This is a genomic window from Blastomonas fulva (assembly GCF_003431825.1).
Classification (GTDB): domain Bacteria; phylum Pseudomonadota; class Alphaproteobacteria; order Sphingomonadales; family Sphingomonadaceae; genus Blastomonas; species Blastomonas fulva.
The window spans coordinates 3,291,738-3,307,774 of record NZ_CP020083.1 but is presented as its reverse complement, the minus strand read 5'-3'; the positions used below and the strand labels follow the sequence as shown (position 1 = coordinate 3,307,774).

At 65.8% G+C, this 16,037-nt stretch carries 10 protein-coding genes and 1 tRNA gene; 4 read left to right on the top strand and 7 right to left on the bottom strand.

Going from position 1 to position 16,037, the window contains the following annotated elements:
- Positions 1-2: 2 nt before the first annotated feature.
- The 5 genes from B5J99_RS15745 to recJ all read right to left on the bottom strand — a co-directional run bounded on the left by B5J99_RS15745 (position 3) and on the right by recJ (position 8,850).
- Positions 3-245 (bottom strand): hypothetical protein, encoded by a 243-nt coding sequence (locus B5J99_RS15745; protein ID WP_117352931.1) that lies wholly within the window; start codon positions 243-245, stop codon positions 3-5.
- Positions 245-4,489, bottom strand: a complete 4,245-nt coding sequence (locus tag B5J99_RS15740; RefSeq protein WP_117352930.1) for a translocation/assembly module TamB domain-containing protein — start codon at positions 4,487-4,489, stop codon at positions 245-247. The genes B5J99_RS15745 and B5J99_RS15740 overlap by 1 nt, the downstream gene beginning before the upstream one ends.
- Entirely contained in the window at positions 4,489-6,597 is a 2,109-nt protein-coding gene (locus tag B5J99_RS15735) for an autotransporter assembly complex protein TamA (RefSeq protein ID WP_117352929.1), read from the bottom strand. The genes B5J99_RS15740 and B5J99_RS15735 overlap by 1 nt, the downstream gene beginning before the upstream one ends.
- Before the next feature lie 318 nt (positions 6,598-6,915).
- Positions 6,916-6,990, bottom strand: a tRNA-Glu gene (locus B5J99_RS15730).
- 75 nt (positions 6,991-7,065) lie between these two features.
- Positions 7,066-8,850 (bottom strand): single-stranded-DNA-specific exonuclease RecJ, encoded by a 1,785-nt coding sequence (recJ, locus tag B5J99_RS15725; protein WP_117352928.1) that lies wholly within the window; start codon positions 8,848-8,850, stop codon positions 7,066-7,068.
- 212 nt (positions 8,851-9,062) lie between these two features.
- Between recJ and B5J99_RS15720 the strand changes: the two genes are divergently transcribed.
- From B5J99_RS15720 to B5J99_RS15710, 3 genes are all read left to right on the top strand, one after another.
- Entirely contained in the window at positions 9,063-9,557 is a 495-nt protein-coding gene (locus B5J99_RS15720; RefSeq protein ID WP_054135979.1) for a flavodoxin family protein, read from the top strand.
- A gap of 180 nt (positions 9,558-9,737) precedes the next feature.
- Positions 9,738-11,672: a prolyl oligopeptidase family serine peptidase gene (locus tag B5J99_RS15715; protein ID WP_117352927.1), complete on the top strand. Its 1,935-nt coding sequence runs from the start codon at positions 9,738-9,740 to the stop codon at positions 11,670-11,672.
- Entirely contained in the window at positions 11,669-12,736 is a 1,068-nt protein-coding gene (locus B5J99_RS15710) for a histone deacetylase family protein (protein WP_117352926.1), read from the top strand. The genes B5J99_RS15715 and B5J99_RS15710 overlap by 4 nt, the downstream gene beginning before the upstream one ends.
- Here B5J99_RS15710 and B5J99_RS15705 read toward each other — a convergent pair.
- On the bottom strand, positions 12,699-13,952 hold the full coding sequence (locus B5J99_RS15705) for a dihydroorotase (RefSeq protein WP_117352925.1): 1,254 nt from the start codon (positions 13,950-13,952) through the stop codon (positions 12,699-12,701). The two genes, B5J99_RS15710 and B5J99_RS15705, sit on opposite strands and share 38 nt — an antisense overlap.
- Positions 13,949-14,953 carry an aspartate carbamoyltransferase catalytic subunit gene (locus B5J99_RS15700; protein WP_117352924.1) on the bottom strand — a complete coding sequence of 335 codons (1,005 nt, stop codon included), beginning with the start codon at positions 14,951-14,953 and terminating at the stop codon, positions 13,949-13,951. Before B5J99_RS15700 ends, B5J99_RS15705 begins: the two co-directional genes overlap by 4 nt.
- Before the next feature lie 141 nt (positions 14,954-15,094).
- Between B5J99_RS15700 and B5J99_RS15695 the strand changes: the two genes are divergently transcribed.
- A complete protein-coding gene (locus B5J99_RS15695; RefSeq protein ID WP_054135969.1) occupies positions 15,095-16,015 on the top strand; it encodes an SMP-30/gluconolactonase/LRE family protein in 921 nt (306 codons plus the stop codon).
- The last annotated feature ends 22 nt before the right edge of the window (positions 16,016-16,037 follow it).

Sequence of the window (16,037 nt, the reverse complement as noted above, 5' to 3'; positions counted from 1 at the left end):
GGTTACTTCACGTTTGTTACAGGAGCAGGGGTCGGGGACGCAGCGGAATTGCCAAGTTCGGCGCTGGCCTGCTCGGCTTCGCGCGCGGCATCCAGCTGCTTTTTTGCATCGGCATCGATGCTGCGTGCCTTGGCGGCAAGGTCGCGCGATTGCTGTTCGAACTTGGTGTCAAAATCCGGTTCGGCCTGGCAGCCGCCGAGCAGCACCATCGCCGTGCACGCCATCAGAAGAATGCTGCTCCGCATCAATAGTCCTTTCGGTACTGGACGTTGACATTCGATCCGCCGAAGCTGCCGACCTGGCTCAGCACCGACAGCGCCTTGCTCAGGCTGATTTCGATCTGCGTCGCTGTAAAGCCGCGCGTGTCGGTAATGATTTCGACATAGACATCGTTCGAGATATACTGCCCCACCGCGAGCGAGGTGCCGCGCCCGGTGTCCTCGTCGGCTCCCAAAATGCGCAGCCGGTCGATGCCCGATGCCGATTGCAGCACGCCCAGCGGGTTGAGCCCGCCGCTGCCGCCGCGCAGGCTATTGAGCGAGGCGGCGAGCTGCACTGCCTGGATCGGGGTCAGCTCGCCGATCGAATTGCCGAACAGGATGCGCGCCATGACCTCGTCCTGCGGGAGCGCGGGCGTCGAGGAGAACGCGATGTCTGGATTCTCGCCGGTGCCCGATACGTTGATGTTCACCGTGACATCGCCCGCTTCGCCGCTGGCGCGCAGATTGATCACCGGATTGGTGGCGCTGCCGCCGTTGAACCGCAGGCGGCCCTCTTCCAGATCGAACGAGCGCCCGGCAAAGCCCAGCGTGCCGCGCACCAGATCGATACCGCCGGTGATCCGCGGATTGCCCGTCGTTCCGGTGATGCGGATGTCCGCAGCCCATTCGGAATCCAGCCCCATTCCCGAGACATAGACCTGATTGTCCGCGACCAGCTTGACGTCAAGCCGCCAGTCGCTGGGTACGCCCGAAATGGGATCGGGGTCGCCGGTGATCCGTGCACGGCCCAACGCCGGCTTGCGCCTGACGCCGGTGAGCTTGGCGACCTGCACCGAACCCTGGCGCACGATGCGGTAGCGGGTCTCGGGCAGCCGAATAGTGCCCGAGATCAGCGCTGGCTGGGTCGCGCTGTTGATGATGCTGAGCTGTCCGGTGGCGGTCGCGGCTAGGCCGCTGCCATCTGCCAGTCGCGCATTGTCGAGATCGAGCGCGAGCTGCACCGGAAAACCCTGCGCCGAGCTCAGCGAGACGAAGCCTTCGCCGCTGATCGTGCCGCTGCCGGCGCGCGCGGTCAGCTGCTCGACCTGCAGCCGGTCGCCGGTGAAGCTGCCGCGCAGCCGCATCTTGGTCAGCCGGGTGCCGTATTGTTCGTTTTCGTATGTGAGGTTGTTGGCGCGCACGATGCCGCGCAGCTGCGGCTGCTGGACACGGCCCGTGAAGTCCGCAGCCACGCCGATCGCGCCCGACAGGCTCTGGTCGGGAAGCGCGGCGAGCGAGAACAGGGTGTCGGCAGGTCCATTGTAGCGCAGACCGCCGCTCAGCGGAGCGGCAAGCAGCCGGGTGGTCCAGCTGCCGGCGCCAGCGGCGAGCGGGGTGAGCGCGACCTGCATGCGGCCGATCACCGCACCACGCCGCCTGATGATCGCGCGGGCATTGCCGCCATCGGGCTGCAGCGTCCCGACCACGCTCATATCCACCGGCTGCGAAACCGAAGCCAGGCTGGTGCGGGTGAAATTGTCGATCGTCAGCCGGGCATCGGCCTCGGGGAAGCTGTTGGCATTCGTCTGGCGGAAATCCAGGCTGCCCGAGGCCGTTCCGCCCAGGCCCAGTCCGGGCATGATCGGGTTGATCAGCGCCAGATCGACCTCGGCAAGCCGCGCCCCGATATCCATGCCTGCGCCATAGCGGCCTGCGAGCTGGATTGTGCCGCGTGACAGATCGATGGTGGTAGGCATCAGCCGGTACTGCGCGGCCTCGGGAATGATCCGCGCCGGGTTGCGGGTCTTGAAGTCGATGCCGTTGGCACGGCCATCAAGCGCGACGCGCCACAGCTCGGGTTGCAGAACCGCATTGGCGGCAAAGCGGAACGGAAAGCTGTTGCGCCCTTCCGCCATCACCCGGGCGCTGCCCTGGCCGTTGCGATAATCGATCTTGGCGCGCGCGGCGGCGATCTGCAGTTGGCCCATTCTGGTGCCCGCGAGCTGGACATCGGCGACGATCTGCGGCTGTTCGGTCAGCACCATGTCGGCTGCGATGATCGCGCGGCCGATGACCACGCCTGCGGGCCCGGGAAGCCGCGCATCGCGGGCGTTCAACGCCAGCACCGCGCGCTGATAGGCACCCGCGGCGGAGAGGTCGACATTGCCCGACACTCCGGCGCCATCGGCTATGAGCTGGCCTGCGAAGGGACCGGCGCTGGTCTGGCGGACCCTGCCGGTGATGCCGATATCGGCAAAGCGGGTGCCCGGGTTTACCGCGATCTCGAGCGGTCCGCGTGCCGTGAAGACGTTCACATCGGCAGCAAACGCGCCGTAATCGGTGTCGCCATTGCCGGTCACCGCATAGCTGTTGCCGTCTCCGCGAATGGTGGCGATTACGTTGGACATGCCTATGCCCAGCCCGGGCCGCGCAGCTTTCACGGTCGCGACGGGTCGTGTTACCGTCCCTGTCACCGCGACGGTCAGCGGGCCATATTGGTTGGATGAACCGCGCGCGTCGAAGCGGATCTGGCCGTCGGTAGAATAAGAGCCCCGGCCTTCGGAGAGCCGGAATGCCGGCGCTGCCACGGTCAGCCTTGTGACCCGGCCGATGCCGTCGCTGCCATAGCTGACATCGGCGTTGATCAGCGCATTGCCGCCCATGAACTCGCGCAGGCCGTCGTTGAGGATCTGGCTGGATCGCGCCGAAATCTTGCCCGCGAGGCGGAAGCCGCCATTGCCGGTGGTTTCCAGATCGATATCGGTCGCGACGTTGAAGATGCCCACGCTCTCTACGCGGTAGCCGTTGACCCGGCCATTGAGCGCGCCGGTATACAGCCCGGTGTTCAGATCGGCGAGGATCACCGCCGTTGCATCGATGCGGCTGGACCGGATTTTGAGGTTGTCGGACATCAGCCGGGCGTTCGAGTAAGCAAGGTCGCCGTTGAGCCGGACGTTTTCGAGGAGGCCACCTGCGGCGGCATTCAGCCCCGCGATGCGGCGTGCGCGCGCGCTCACCGGGATCATCCAGGCATCGGCATCAAGCCGGGCCGCGCCGCTGGCTGTCAGGCCGATCACCGAAATATCGTTGAAGCCCAGCCGCGCGGCGGTGATGTCATAGGCGATCTGCGGGGAGGCAAACCCGCCGTTGAGCGTGAGGTTGGCGGCAATCCCCGCACCGCTCAGGTTCTCGGCGATGGTGCCGGGCTGCAGCAGGCGGAAGGCCACCTGCAGATCGCGCATCTGACTTGTCCCCAGATCGACCAGACCATCGGCATCGAACGCGAAATTGGCGTTGCCGATTTTGGCCGCGATATCGAACTGCCGCTCGTTGGCGGTGGTGGTGATGTCGATCGTCGTTTCGGGCTCCAGCAGCGCGCCGGGCTGGGCTGCGAGCAGCAGGGCAGGGCGCATCTTGCCGCGCGCGGTGAAGGTACCCTTGCGCGCGGTGAGCACGACATCGGCGAGCGACTGCCCGCCCAGCGTGCCGCCCAGCGCACCGTTCCATGCGTCCCAGTCACCCTTGCCGCGCAGATCGACGCGCATCGGCTGGGCAACGCCGGTCAATCCGGCGATCAGGCCTTGCGCCGGGGCGTCGAGATTGAAAGCCAGGTCGAGCGTATTGGTTTCCGGAACCGCGCGCAGATCGAGCGTCATCGTCTCGCCGCCTGCAAATCCGGTGCCTGCCTGCGTCGCCGCGCGCGCGCTGACCACGGCGGTGCGGTCGGCAATGTGGACCTTGCCTTCGAGGGATGCGCGATGGCGCTGGCCTGTCACTGCCGGATCGATGTCGATGCGGCGGAGGTCCAGTCGGGCGATATCGATGTCCAGATCGGGAAGCAGCGGCTCGTTGGTGGGCGGGGTCTCATTGAACGCGGGCAGGCGGCGAAGGCGCATCTGCGGCACAACCAGCGAGCGGATATCGACATGGCTGCGTGCAAAGGCAAATGGGCGCCAGTCGACCTCGACCAGTGGCGAGGAAGCAAAAACGCCCTGCGGATCGCGCAAAGTCAGGTCGCGGATTCGCATCTGCCCGTACAGCGAACCTTCGATCCTGCCGATGCCGATGTTGAGTCCATTCTCGAACTCCATCCCGGCAATCTGCTTGGCAACGAAACGCTTTCCGCTGCTGCTATCCAGCCAGACATAGCCGATCGTGAGCAGCGCCAGGATCGTGCCCAGCAGCACCGCGACACCGATGGCGATGCGGCGCGGCCAGGATTTTAGCGGGTGTTCGGTCTGCACCGGCTCGGCCACGGGTTCGGCGGCGGTATCGATTGCGTCGGCCATCAGAAGGCCTGACCGATAGAGATATAGACCGCGACGCGGGATTCGCCGGGGCGCCGGGCGATCGGGGTTGCGACATCGAGCCGCATCGGCCCGAAATTGGTATAGAAACGCCCGCCGATCCCGACGCCATAGCGAAGGTCGTCAAACCCCGGGGTCGAGCTGGTCGAAACCTGCCCTGCGTCGACAAAGCCAACGATCCCGTAATTGCCGAAGCGATAGCGGATTTCCGCCGCCGCCTCGACCAGGCTGCGCCCGCCGATCGGACGGTTGTCGGGGTCCTTGGGACCCAGTTCCTGATAGCCGAAGCCGCGGACCGACCCGCCGCCTCCCGCATAATATCGCCGCGAAGGCGCGATGTCTGTGCGGTCGGCGCCAAAGATCGACCCCACCCGTGCGCGTCCGGCAATCACGATGTTGTCGCCCACCGGGTAATAGCCGGTGCCCTCGAGCAGCCCGCGGCCATAAAACAGCGTTCCGCTGCCAAGCGACGCCTCGGGCGAAACCTGCGCCGAGAGCCGGAAGCCGCTGGTCGGGTCGAGCAGATCGTTCGAACGATCCCAGGTGATCTGGCCCGGCAGCGCAGCGACATAATAGGTCCGCCGGTCGCGCTGGCCGAGGGTGAAGTTGTAATCCTGCTCGTTGGTGCCCAGCAGTTCGAAGCCATAGCTGTAGGTCAGCCGCTTCTGCCAGATCGGCGTGCTGTAATAAGAAACACGCCCCGCCAGCCGCCCGGTGAAGGATTCATACGCTGCAAAGTCGCTGCGCAGCGCCGACAGGCTCAGTTCGACCGCGCGGTCACGGCGTCCGGCGTTCGATCGGCGGAAAGTCGCCGATGCGCCCTGTTCCTGCGTGCCTGCGGTTATGCTGGCGATCAGCGCGCCTTCGGGCGGGAAGAGGTTGCGATGGGTCCAGCTGCCCTGCGCGCGGATGCCCTGGCCGGTGCCGTAACCGGCATTGGCCGCGAGCGTGCGCTCGGGGCCAGCCTCCTGATCGACCTTGAGATCGGCATATTGGGTTCCGTCGGGCGCTGCGGTGCCCGAAGGTTCGGGCTGAACGGCGACCACCGAATAGAGCCCGGTTGCCACCAGCGCCTTGCGCAGATCGTCGACCAGTCGGCTGTCGTAAAGGTCGCCCTTGTCGAAGCGGGCAAGCTTGGCGATGTGCTCGGCCTCGAACACGGTCGATCCGCTGGTGACGATATCGCCAAAGCTGCTGCGCGCGCCAGGGGTGACGGGAAGCGTGTAATCGCCGGTTACGCTTTCGGGATCGAGCAGGATGTCGCGCTGGCCGACCTTGGCAAACGGATAGCCCTGCTGCGGCATGGCGACTGCGATATTGGCCTCTGCCGCGAGAATGCGCTCGGCATCGATCGGCTCACCGGTGGCGGGAACGAAATTGCGCGCGATCAGATCGGCAGGCTCGACCGGCGGCGCGTTGAAGGTGATCGTGCCGAGGCGATAGCAGGGGCCGGGACTGGCGGTGAGCACGACCATCATCGGCCCGGTGGTGCCGCTTTCGGCAAATTCGATCGCGCCGTTCACGGTGGCGTCGAAATAGCACTGGCCGATCAGCAGGTCGGCGAGGAGCTGCTGGTCCTCGAGCATCCGCGCCGAAACCATCGCGCCGTTGCTCGCCTTGCCATCGCCATCGTCGAGCGCGGACAGCTCGCCAAACCGCGCGCGGATCGAACCTGCGCCATCGGGCTCGGGGTTGGCTTCATCTGCTGCATCGAGTGCGTCCAGGCCGTCGATCCGGTAGCTGTAACGTACCGCGCGGGCAGCGTCGTCGTCTGCCTCGGTGTAGCGGCTTTCATCGAACGGCTCGACATCGAAGCTCTCCAGCGGGCCTAGCGGCGCGGCAAGCTCGGGGTCATCGACCAAAGGCGCGGTCAGCAGATCTCCCCCGACGGTCCCATCGCCGGTCTGGCCAAGCGCGGGCGCCTGGGAGTCGAGGCGTGCCTGCTCGGCGTCCCAATCCTCGATCGTCCCCATCGGCGCATCGGGATCGATCGACGGAATGGTCGCGTCGAACTCTTCGTCGGTGATGATCGGAGGTTCGCCTGTCTCATTCCCGGGCGCGGGCGAAGGAGCTTGTGCGGTCCGCTGCATGGCGATGGCCGCCGGGGTATCGCAAAGTGTCGGCAAAAGGACGCAACAAACCGAACATAGGCGCAGAAACATCTAAAATCCTGAATTCCGGGCGCCTGGCATGAACGTCCCCCGCGACTCTACGCGCCAGCTGGGCAATTGGTTCACGCACATAGGTTAGAAAGTTTGTCGGGCTGTATGCGAACCGGACGCAACGTGCCCAAAGGGCGGTGCGCCGATAGCTCGCGCACACCACCCACATAGGATCAAGCGATCCTGCTGGCTTGGAAATTCTAGACCTATGGAAGGTCCCGGAATTGATCGACATCCTCAAAAGGATGGTGACCCCTACGGGAATCGAACCCGTGTTTCAGCCGTGAAAGGGCCGCGTCCTAACCGCTAGACGAAGGGGCCATCTTCGCGGGAAGCGCCCCATTAGGGATTCGCGGCTGGGCAGTCAAGCGCGCTATTTCGCTTTTCGCAGCTTTTTCAAAGATCGACCGCGGCAAGGTCGTCAACGTGCATTTCCGCGGCGTGATTGCCGTTCCAGTTGTCGATCTTGACGCGCCCCGCCAGCCAGAAGCGTCGGTCGCGCGGCGCGCCCAGCAGCGCCTGGCCCAGTGGGGTATCGACGCTGCGAAACGCCATCGCCTTGAACGATGCGCCGTCATCCCCCGCCGCAATCGCGCGGACGTGCGTCGTGCTCACGACATCGCAGCGCACGATGCGCACCGGGCCGGTCGCGAGCCGCGGCGCGGGCCAGCCCATGCCATAGGGGCCTGCGCTCTCCATCCGATCGATGAGGTCCGGCGTGAGTCCGCGCGGAGCGACCAGCGCATCGACCAGCAGCCGCGCCGCTCCCGATGCCGCAGCGACCCTCGCTGCCAGATGCTCCTCCAGAAACTCGCTGAACCGGTCGATTTTGTCGGCGTTGATCGTCAGCCCTGCCGCCATCGCATGGCCGCCGCCTGCCACGAGCAGCCCGGCATCCTTGGCCGCGATAATCGCCGCGCCCAGATCGACGCCCGGGATCGAGCGGCCCGAGCCCTTGCCGATGCCCTTGTCGTCCAGCGCGATCACCAGCGAGGGCTTGCCCGTCCGCTCCTTGATCCGGCCTGCGACGATACCGATCACGCCCGCGTGCCAGCCCTGGCCGGCAAGCAGCGCCACCGCCCGGTTGTGCTGCCCGGCGAGAAGCGCCTCGGCCTCCTCCTGCACCATTGCCTCGATCGCGCGGCGTTCCTCGTTGAGGCGCGAGAGCTGGGCTGCGATATCACTGGCTTCGGCCTCATCCTGCGTGGTGAGCAGCCGCACGCCAAGGTCCGCCGCACCGACGCGTCCGCCTGCATTGATTCGCGGGCCGAGTGCAAAGCCCAGGTCCGAACACACCGGCGCGCGGGTGAGGCGGCTGACATCGATCAGTGCGGCCATGCCGATATTGCGCCGCCGCGCCATGATCTTGAGCCCCTGCGCGACAAAGGCGCGGTTCAGACCCTTGAGCTGGGCGACATCGGCAACGGTGCCCAGCGCCACCAGATCGAGCAACTCCATCAGCGCAGGTTCTGAGCGGCTGGCGAAATAGCCCCGCGCGCGCAGGGTGCGCACCAGCGCTGCGCCAAGCAGGAAGGCGACGCCGACCGCGGCAAGATGGCCGTGCGCGGCCGCCTCATCGTCTTCGTCGAGCCGATTGGGATTGACCAGCGCAAAGGCGCGGGGCAGCTCTGCGGCGCATTTGTGGTGATCGACCACCACGACATCGACCCCGACATCATGCGCCATCTGCAGCGCCTCATAGGCCATTGCGCCGCAATCGACGGTAACGATGAGGGTGGAGCCCGCCTCGGCGAGGCTGGTAAGCGCTGCGCCCGAGGGGCCATAGCCTTCCATCAGCCGGTCGGGAATATAGGCGCCGGCATCAAGGCCTAGGTCGCGCAGCAGGCGGATCAGCAACGCGGCGCTGGTTGCGCCATCAACGTCATAGTCGCCATAGATGGTGACCTTTTCGCGCGCGATCACCGCCTGCGCCAACCGGTCGGCGGCGCTGTCCATGTCGCGGAAGATCGACGGGTCGGGCATGAAGCCACGGATGGTCGGTGCGCGATAGCGGTCGAGATCGTCGCGCGGCACGCCCCGGCTGAGCAGCAGCAGGGCGACCAGATCGTCGGGCTCGAGATCGGCCTGGCGCCTGTCACCTTCTGCGCCGCGCCAGTGCCATGGCTGGCCGGTCAGCGACTGGGTGATGCCGAGAACGGGTTCGGGATGGAGTGTGGCCATCGGTGGCGGTTTCCTAAAAAGTCGGTCGTTCAGCCGGCGCTCTTGCGGCGAAAGCCGGAACCCGGGGCGGGTGCAGTGCCATCACGCATCCGGGCTCCGGCGGTGGCCGGAGAGCGACAGGGATGCCCCGGGGTCTAGCGCTGCTGCGACGATTTGGCGAGGTCTAACGAAAACGGGTGGACCCTGTCCTGTGGGGGTCTAAACCAGACATGATGACCGAGATCCCGACCCTGCTGATCGTCTGGCACAGCCGTACCGGCGCGGCAAAGGCGATGGCGCAGGCCGCCTTCGAGGCGGCAGCGGGCGAGTGTACGGCGCGGATGCTCGCCGCCGACGATGTACAACCCGAAGACATGCTCTGGGCCACAGGCTATCTGTTCGTGTGTCCTGAAAATCTCGCCAGCATGACCGGGGCGATGAAGGAGTTCTTCGATCGCCATTATTATCCTGTGCTGGGGCGGATCGAGGGGCGGCCCTATGCGGCGATGGTTGCCGCAGGATCGGACGGGCAGGGCGCGGTGCGGCAGATCGAGCGCATAGCCACCGGCTGGAGGTTGCGGCGGATTGCCGACAGCCTGATCGTGTGCACCGATGCGCAAACTCCCGAGGCGATCGCGGCGCCCAAGCGGCTGGGCGCGACCGATCTGGCCCGGTGCGGCGAGCTGGGCGCAATGCTCGGCGCGGGTGTTGCCATGGGGATATTCTGATCCCAAGCCGCTGAAATTCCTTTCCGAAACGGGGAGGGGCCCGCGAAGCGGCGGAGGGGAAGCGGGGTTGTGCGCCCCTGTGATCTGTGTACGATCCCGCCTCCCCTCGGTCGGTCCTGCGGACTGCCACCTCCCCGGTCCGGGTGAGGATCATCGGGTGTGTTTTCTTAGGAGTGTCGCATGCTTTACCGTTCGACCTTGCTGGCCTTTGCCGCACTGATCGCTGTCCCCGCCACTGCGCAGCAGGCGCCGGTCGAGACCCGGCAGGTGGGCACCGCGCGGCTGGACAACGTGCCGGAAATCCCGCAGGACATCCGCGAGGCGGTACAGCGCTATCAGAACTATCGCGAGGCGCGGTTCCAGGACTGGCTGCCCGATGGATCGATGCTGATCACCACCCGGTTCGGATCGACCTTTCAGGTGCATCACGTTACCGCTCCCGGCGCGGCGCGGCGTCAGTTGACCTATTTCAACGAACCCGTCGGCGGGGCCAAGGCGGTGCCCGGCCAGAGCCGTTTCCTGCTCACCCGCGACACCGGCGGCGACGAATGGTTCCAGCTGTTCGTGCGCGATCTCCATGGCGTGGCGCAGTCGCTGACCGAGCCGGTAACGCGCAACCAGTCGCCGGTGTTCGCCAAGGATGGCAGCCTTTTGGTCTGGTCGCGCGCCACCAAGGGATCGGCCGATTATGCGATCATGGCCGCCGATCCTGCCGATCCCAAGAGCCGCCGACTGGTGTGGCAGGGGACAGGTGCGGTCGGGCCGCAGGATATCAGCGCGGACAAGGCGACCGTGCTGCTGGGCAAGGGTATCTCCAACCGCGAAAACCAGCTGATGCTGCTCGATATGGCGAGCGGCAAGGTCACCCCGCTCGAATTTTCAGTCAACGCCAAGGCGCGGTTCGAGGAGGCGCGTTTTGTCGATGGCGGCAAGGCGATCCTTGCGATCACCAACGCGGGCGGCGACTTCCGTCGGCTGGTCAGGATCGACATCGCGTCGGGACAGATGACCCAGCTTTCGGACAAGGTGAACTGGGACGTTGAGGCCTACGACCTTTCGCCCGATGGCAGGACCCTGGCCTACACGATCAACGAGGACGGCTTCTCGCGGGTGCTGATCTCGTCGCTGACCACCCCGCAGGCGATCTCTTCGCCCGAGCTGCCGCGCGGCGTCATCAGCGCGCTCGAATTCTCCCCCGATGGCGGCAAGCTTGCGATCGGGCTTACCAATGCCACCACCGCAGGCGATGTGTGGGATATCGATCTGGGGACCGGCGCGGTCACCCGCTGGACGCAGTCCGAAGCGGGCGAACTCGATCCGGCAAGACTGGTCGAGCCCGAGCTGATCCGGTTCAAGAGCTTCGACGGGCTTTCGGTACCCGCCTTCGTCTACCGCCCAAAGAACGCAGCAGCCGATGCAAAGCTTCCGGTGATCATCGACATCCATGGCGGACCCGAGGCGCAGACTCGCCCCTCATGGAACCCCGGCGCGCAGTATTTCGCCGATGTTCTGGGTGCGGTGGTGATCCTGCCCAATGTGCGTGGGTCGGACGGCTATGGCACCAAGTACCTCAATCTCGACAACGGACCCTTGCGCGAAGACAGCGTCAAGGACATTGGATCGCTGATCGACTGGGCAGGCAAGCAGCCGGGAATGGATGCCCGGCGCATCGCGGTCTATGGCCAGTCCTATGGCGGATACATGTCGCTTGCAGCCATGACCTTCTATTCGGACCGGCTGGTCGGCGGGGTCGAGCGCTATGGCATCAGCGATTTCATCAGCTTCATGGCGAACACCGAGGCTTATCGCCGCGACAACCGCCGCGCCGAATATGGCGACGAGCGTGACCCCAAGATGCGCGCCGTGTTCGAGCGGATCGCGCCGCTCAAGAACGTGGCCAAGATCACCAAGCCGATGCTGGTGATGCAGGGGGCAAACGACCCGCGCGTTCCGCAGTCCGAATCCGATCAGGTGGTAGCAGCCCTGCGCGGCAACGGGGTGCAGACCTGGTACGTGCTCTATGCCGATGAGGGGCATGGCTTCCTCAAGAAAGCCAACAACGATCTGCGCCGCGAGGTCGAGACGGTGTTCCTCAAGCAACTGTTCGCGCAATGAAGACGTTCTTCGACGCGCGGCAGCACGACCATGCGCCCGCGATGGAATTGCACAATGGCGCCTATGTGCCCTATGCCGAGCATCGCGGGCGAATGGAGAATGTGCTGGCGACGCTGTCCCAAGTGGGGGCTCCGCGCGACCATGGCATGGAGCCTATCCGGCGGGTGCATAGGGACAATTATCTCGCCTTCCTGCAAAGCGCGCACGAACGCTGGGTGGCCGCGGGGCGCAACGGCGATGCGCATGGCTATGCCTGGCCGGTGGTGGGACGGCGCCCGCTCAACCTGAACCGGATCGATGCGGATCTTGGCCAGTTCAGCTTCGATGCTTCAAGCCCGATTTCGGCAGGCACCTGGACCAGCGCCTATTGGGGCGCGCAATCCGCGCTGGCGGCCACCGAGGCGGTGCTGGGCGGTGAGCGCGCGGCCTTCGCGTTGTGCCGTCCTCCAGGGCACCATTGCGGCGCGGATTATCTCGGCGGATACTGCTTCCTCAACAATGTCGCGATCTCGGCCGAGGCGGCGATCGCGGCGGGCAAGCGGCGGATCGCGATCCTCGATGTCGATTACCACCACGGCAACGGCACGCAGGACATCTTCTACGAACGCGGCGACGTGCTATTCGTCTCGGTTCATGCCGATCCGGCGACCGACTATCCGTTCTTCTGGGGCCATGCCGACGAACGCGGCGAGGGCGCGGGCGAGGGCGCGACGCTCAACCTGCCGCTGCCGCGCGGGAGCGGGCTGGAGGCGTATCGTGCCGCGCTCGATACCGGGCTGGCTGCGATCCATGACTTCGGTGCGGACATGCTGTGCGTATCGTTCGGCGCAGATACCTTTGCTGGCGATCCGATCTCGCAGTTCGCGCTGCAGACGGCGGATTATACGCCGATCGCCCGATCGATTGCCGACCTGGACCTTCCCACGGTGATCGTGATGGAAGGCGGCTATGCCGTCGATGCGCTGGGCGCGAACGTCGCGGCGTTCCTGGCGGGGTTCGACTGGATGGGTGAGGCCCTGGGCCGGCTTAACCCTTCATCTGATCGACCAGTCGCCCGCCCTTGAACAAAGCGACGCAGCGTCCTTGGACCGGCAGGCGGTCGAACGGGGTGTTGCCCGCGCTCGCCGCCATCTTGGCAGAATCGACCTGCCAGGGGCGGTCGGCATCGACCACCACCACGTCGGCCTCGTAGCCGGTGCGCAGCGCGCCCGCCTGCACCCCGAGGATGCGCGCGGGATTGGCCGCGATCAGATCGAACAGCCGCTCGGTGCTGATCACGCCATCACGCACCAGCCCCAGCGACAACGGCAGCAGCGTTTCCGCGCCGGCCATGCCTGGCTGCGAATCGGCGAAGGGAAGGCGCTTGTCCTCCGGCCCGCGCGGATCATGGCCCGAGGCGATGACATCCAGCGTGCCATCGCCGACGGCGGCGATCGCGGCCTGGCGATCATCCTCGCAGCGCAGCGGCGGCGACAGCCGCGCAAAGGTACGGAAGCCGCCCAGTGCGACATCGGAGAGGAAAAGATGCGCAGGCGTGATCCCGGCGGTTACCGACAGCCCTTCGGTCTTGGCGGCACGGATCAGCGCAAGGCCTGCGCGCGTAGTCACCTGGCGGAAATGCACCCGCGCCCCGGTCATCCGCACCAGCGACAGATCGCGCGCGATCGCAATACTCTCGGCCTCTGATGGCGCCTGAGGCAGACCCAGCCGGGTCGCCATTTCGCCTGCGGTGGCGACGGCGTTGCCCGACAGGCCATGGTCCTGGCTGTGGACGATCAGCGGCAGGTCGAGCATCGCACAATATTGCATCAGCCGATGCATAACGCCGGTATCGACGATCCAGCGTCTCCCGGTGGCAACCGCGCGTGCGCCTGCCTCCTTCATCAGCCCGATCTCGGCCATCTCGCTTCCCGCAAGGTCGCGGGTTGCCGCTGCGAGCGGGTGCACCCAGAAATCGGGCTTGCCCGAATAGGCGGCAAAGCGCACCCGCGCCGGGTGGTCGAGCGGCGGGCTCTGGTCGGGCATCAGCGCAGCGCGGCTGATCCCGCCAAAATGGAACGCGGGCGGATCGATCGCGAACACGCCCAGATCCACGAGGCCCGGTGCGATCAGCGCGCCCCTGGCATCATGCACGGCATCGTCGGACCCGGGCGTCACGTCGCCGATCTCGGCAATCCTGTCGCCGATGATGCGCAGCGCGCCTGGCACAGGCTCAGCCCGGCCCGGCAACACCAGACAGCCGTTGGTGATTGTCAGCGGGCGGGTGGGAAGCTTGCTCATGCCCAGCCCTCCACGCCGCGGCGCCTGCGGGTGAGCACGTCAAGGCACGCCATCCGCATAGCCACCCCCATTTCGACCTGATCGGTAATCGCGGATCGCTCGACATTGTCGGCGATATGGCTGTCGATCTCCACCCCGCGATTCATCGGGCCCGGGTGCATCACCAGCGCATCGGGCCTGGCCAGCGCCAGCCGCACGTCGGTCAGCCCGTACAGATGGCGGAACTCGCGCGGGGAGGGGATGAACTGCCCCTGCATGCGTTCGTTCTGCAGCCGCAGCATCATCACTACGTCGGCGCCATCGAGCGCCTCGGCAAAATCGCGGCAGGGGGTGCCGCCCATCGATTCGACCGCAGGCGGCATCAGCGCGGGCGGCCCTGCGACGCGGACCTCGGCGCCCAAAGTGGAGAGGCAGATCATGTTCGACCGCGCCACCCGGCTGTGCAGGATATCGCCGCAGATCGCGACGCGCAGGCCCGCGATATGCCCCTTGCGGCGGCGGATGGTCAGCGCATCGAGCAGCGCCTGGGTCGGGTGTTCGTGCGTGCCGTCGCCGGCATTGAGCACAGGACAGCCGACCTTGTCCGCGATCAGCTGCACCGCGCCCGAGCTGCCGTGGCGGATGACGATGGCATCGGCGCGCATCGCATTGAGCGTCACGGCAGTGTCGATCAGCGTCTCCCCCTTCTTCACGCTCGACTGCGCCGCGTGCATGTTGACGACATCGGCGCCCAGCCGCTTGCCGGCGATCTCGAACGACAGCAATGTGCGGGTGGAGTTCTCGAAGAATGCGTTGATCAGCGTCAGGCCCGCCAGCCGGTCGTCGTGCTTGCTGGCCTGGCGGTTCATGTCGACCCATTGTTCGGCTTCATCGAGCAGGAACTCGATTTCCCATGGCTGCAGCCCGGCAATGCCGAGCAGATGCCGGTGCGGAAAGGCCAGGCTGCCGGGCGGATAATCGCTGGCCGGGCGGCGGGCGGAGCTGTTTTCTGGCGATGTCATCAAAGCCAAGCGTCTAGGAGCGAATCGCGATTGGCTCAAGCGTCGTTTTCATGGCAGCCACCCCCCGTTTGCAGGGTGGACAGGTGCGGCTGCAGCCGCAATGATAAGCACTGACAAGAATGTAAGCGGGAGGGATTCTGGATGGAGCTGGTAACCGAAGGCTTGCGCTTTCCCGAAGGCCCGGTGGCGATGCCCGACGGCAGCGTGGTGCTTGTCGAGATCGAGCGCGGCTGTGTCACCCGCGTGCTCCCCGATGGCTCGCAACAGGTGATCGCCGAGCTTGGCGGAGGACCGAACGGCGCGGCGATCGGCCCCGATGGCAGGCTGTATGTCTGCAACAATGGCGGCTTCGATTATATCGAGCGCGCAGGTCTGCTGGTGCCGCACGGCCAGGCATCCGATTATTCCGGGGGCCGGATCGAGCGGGTCGATCTTGAAACCGGAGCAGTGGAGACGCTGTACCGTGATGGCGATTTCGGCTGCACGCTTCGCGGCCCCAACGATATCGTGTTCGACGATGCAGGCGGCTTCTGGTTTACCGATCACGGCAAGACCCGCGAGCGCGAGCGCGACGTCACCGGCGTTTTCTATGCCAAGGCCGATGGCTCGCTGCTCAAGGAAGTGATCTTCCCGATGGAGAACCCCAACGGCATCGGCCTCTCGCCCGATGGCAAACGGCTCTATGTCGCGGAAACCTACACCTGCAAGCTGTGGGCGTATGACGTTGCCGGTCCGGGCGAGATCGCTTTCAGCCAGGGGCTGCTCGGGCCAAGCGGGACGTTCCTGTACAGCCCGCCGGGTTATACCTTTTTCGATTCGCTGGCGGTCGATGGTGCGGGTAATGTCTGCGTCGCGACGATCGGGCAGAGCGGCATCTCGGTGGTTTCGCCCGACGGCCAACTTATCGAGTTCGTCGCGACCGATGATCCGTTCACCACCAACATCTGCTTTGGCGGGCCCGACCTTAAGACCGCGTGGATCACGCTGTCGGGCACCGGGCGGCTGGTGAAGATGGACTGGCCGCGCGGCGGGGCGAAGCTGAATTATCTGAATATCGGATGATCCTTTCCCCTCCACCAGGGCG

What these genes read in the sequence shown, in the direction of transcription:
- B5J99_RS15745 (WP_117352931.1), bottom strand. Translation starts at nt 245, where the DNA reads ATGCGGAGCAGCATTCTTCTGATGGCGTGCACGGCGATGGTGCTGCTC.
- B5J99_RS15740 (WP_117352930.1), bottom strand. Translation starts at nt 4,489, where the DNA reads ATGGCCGACGCAATCGATACCGCCGCCGAACCCGTGGCCGAGCCGGTG.
- B5J99_RS15735 (WP_117352929.1), bottom strand. Translation starts at nt 6,597, where the DNA reads ATGCAGCGGACCGCACAAGCTCCTTCGCCCGCGCCCGGGAATGAGACA.
- recJ (WP_117352928.1), bottom strand. Translation starts at nt 8,850, where the DNA reads ATGGCCACACTCCATCCCGAACCCGTTCTCGGCATCACCCAGTCGCTG.
- B5J99_RS15720 (WP_054135979.1), top strand. Translation starts at nt 9,063, where the DNA reads ATGACCGAGATCCCGACCCTGCTGATCGTCTGGCACAGCCGTACCGGC.
- B5J99_RS15715 (WP_117352927.1), top strand. Translation starts at nt 9,738, where the DNA reads ATGCTTTACCGTTCGACCTTGCTGGCCTTTGCCGCACTGATCGCTGTC.
- B5J99_RS15710 (WP_117352926.1), top strand. Translation starts at nt 11,669, where the DNA reads ATGAAGACGTTCTTCGACGCGCGGCAGCACGACCATGCGCCCGCGATG.
- B5J99_RS15705 (WP_117352925.1), bottom strand. Translation starts at nt 13,952, where the DNA reads ATGAGCAAGCTTCCCACCCGCCCGCTGACAATCACCAACGGCTGTCTG.
- B5J99_RS15700 (WP_117352924.1), bottom strand. Translation starts at nt 14,953, where the DNA reads ATGACATCGCCAGAAAACAGCTCCGCCCGCCGCCCGGCCAGCGATTAT.
- B5J99_RS15695 (WP_054135969.1), top strand. Translation starts at nt 15,095, where the DNA reads ATGGAGCTGGTAACCGAAGGCTTGCGCTTTCCCGAAGGCCCGGTGGCG.